The following is a 2,158-nucleotide window of genomic DNA, read 5'->3' as shown; positions in this document are numbered from 1 at the left end:
GCCGGCCCCGCGACGGCGGCGGCCACCACCAGCTCCCTGCCCCCGGCGCCGCCCGCCTGCAGGCGCTCCGCGGCGGCGGCGCTGGCGCTGGTCGGGCCGCGGCGGGTGCCGGAAAGCCAGTCCGGAAGCCTGCGTACCCGTGCCATGCGTCCCCTCACCTCGGCCCGTCGTCCCGATGGCCCCGATCTTCATGCTGCCACCTGACCGGGTGCCCGTAGGCCGATACTGTGCCACGGTATGCCATCCGGACCGCCGGCCGCCCTCCGGTACCGAGGCGCCGGGACCCGCCGCGGCCGCCGGCCGCCGGCCGGCCCGTACGCCCGGACCTGCGCGGATGCGGACGATCAGGCTGACGGACACGCCCCCGGGCCGGCGCGGCGCGCGATGAAAACGTGACCACCGCGCACCAGTGCGTATCGCCCTGATTGCGCCAGTGGCGGGCGGTGAACCGCGGGGCGTTCCCGCCGGTGCCGTCGCGCCCCGCGACACGTCTCCGGCCACTCGTGTCGCAGTGCTGCGCGCGCGGCACTTCAGCGGGCACCATTCGGTTACGTGCGTCGGCGCGCGCGATCCGCGGGCCGGCGCTTGGTCGTCAGCAGTGAGGAGCCCTCGTTGTTGCGCACAGCCTCGGCGCGCCGGTACCTGATGTGCCCACCGGCACACTTCGCCGTCACGTACTCCATCAACCCGTGGATGGACCCCGCCAAGCCCGTCGACCTCCAGCTCGCGCTCGCGCAGTGGGAGGACCTCGTCGCCCGCCAGCGTTCCCTCGGCCACACCGTCGAGCTGCTGGAGCCCGACCCCGCCCTGCCGGACATGGTCTTCGCCGCCAACGGCGCGCTCGTCGTCGACGGCCGCGTGCTCGGCGCGCGCTTCGCCTACCCGCAGCGCAGCGGCGAGGCCACCGCCCAGCGCCGCTGGTTCCGCGCCCACGGCTTCACCGACTACCACCTGCCGGAACACGTCAACGAGGGCGAGGGCGACTTCGCCGTCACCCGCTCCTGGATCCTCGCCGGGCGCGGCTTCCGCAGCAGCCCCGAGTCGCACGCCGAGGCACAGGAGTACCTGGGCCGGCCGGTCATCGGCCTCGACCTCGTCGACCCGCGCTTCTACCACCTCGACACCGCGCTGTGCGTCCTGGACGACTCCACCGACACCGACGTCATGTACTACCCGGCCGCCTTCTCGCCGGGCAGCCGGGACGTCCTCGCCCGGCTCTTCCCCGACGCCGTCCTGGCGGCGGAGGAGGACGCGCTGGCGCTGGGCCTCAACGCCGTCAGCGACGGCCGCCACGTGCTGCTGCCGCAGGGGGCGGCCGGGCTGGCCGCCCCGCTGCGGGCGCGGGGCTTCGAACCGATCCCGATGGACCTGACGGAGCTGCTCAAGGGCGGCGGCAGTGTGAAGTGCTGCACGCTGGAGCTGCGCGACTGAGCGGCTGCGGGACCGAGCGGCCGACCAGCTCCGCTTTTCCTGGCCTCGTGGCCTCGTGGCCTCGTGGCCTCGTGGCTGATCGGCCGGGTCAGGGAAGGCCGTGGCCGTCGCCCTCCGGCGGCGGCCACGCATCGCCCCACCGCACGTCCCGGGCGGCCCGGTAGCGCGGCCCCTGCCGCTTGGAGACGGTCGTACCGGCCAGCCCCTCGCCGGCCGTGCACAGCTGCAGCAGCACCTGGCCCTTGCGCAGCTGCGGATGGCGTACGACGCGGCCGGCCGCCGGCGCCCCGCCCACGCGGTCCGGGCGGGCGGCGGCCACGTACGCGAACTTCTCGTCCTCGTGCCCCAGCTCGCCGCCCTTGATCCGCCGGTGCAGCGCGGACCGCTGGACGCGGGCGGCGAAGTGGCACCAGTCGGCGGTCCCCGCCATGGGGCACGCCGCGCTGTGCGGACACGGCGCCAGCACCTCGAACCCGGCGGCCACCAGCTGCCGCCGCGCGTCGAGCACCCGGCGGTACCCCTCCGGCGTACCCGGCTCCACGACCACGACGCCGCCGCGCGCGCTGCGGGCCGCGTCCGCGACGACGCCGCGGCGTACGTCCTCGGACAGCTCGCCGAGCACGTACGAGACGGTGACCAGCCCGGCCGGCGCCCACGCGGAGCCGGCCGTGCCGACCGGGTGGCGGCGCCACTCGGCGGCGCGTACCGCCGGGGCGGCGGCGCCGGC

The 2,158-nt window shown here is 76.2% G+C and carries 2 protein-coding genes; one reads left to right on the top strand and one right to left on the bottom strand.

The genetic code is table 11. The features are described 5' to 3' along the window. The first annotated feature begins 615 nt into the window (after nt 1-615). Nucleotides 616-1,431 carry a dimethylargininase gene (gene ddaH, locus ABD317_RS36215; RefSeq protein ID WP_027755943.1) on the top strand — a complete coding sequence of 272 codons (816 nt, stop codon included), beginning with the start codon at nt 616-618 and terminating at the stop codon, nt 1,429-1,431. Nucleotides 1,432-1,519: 88 nt separating this feature from the next. Here ddaH and ABD317_RS36210 read toward each other — a convergent pair. Then, nucleotides 1,520-2,158: small ribosomal subunit Rsm22 family protein (locus tag ABD317_RS36210; protein WP_344296187.1), on the bottom strand; the 639-nt coding region annotated here is incomplete at its 5' end.

Source organism: Streptomyces synnematoformans, assembly GCF_039531005.1.
Taxonomy (GTDB): domain Bacteria; phylum Actinomycetota; class Actinomycetes; order Streptomycetales; family Streptomycetaceae; genus Streptomyces; species Streptomyces synnematoformans.
Note: the sequence above shows the minus strand (reverse complement) of the source record. Positions and strands in the feature narration are given on the sequence as shown.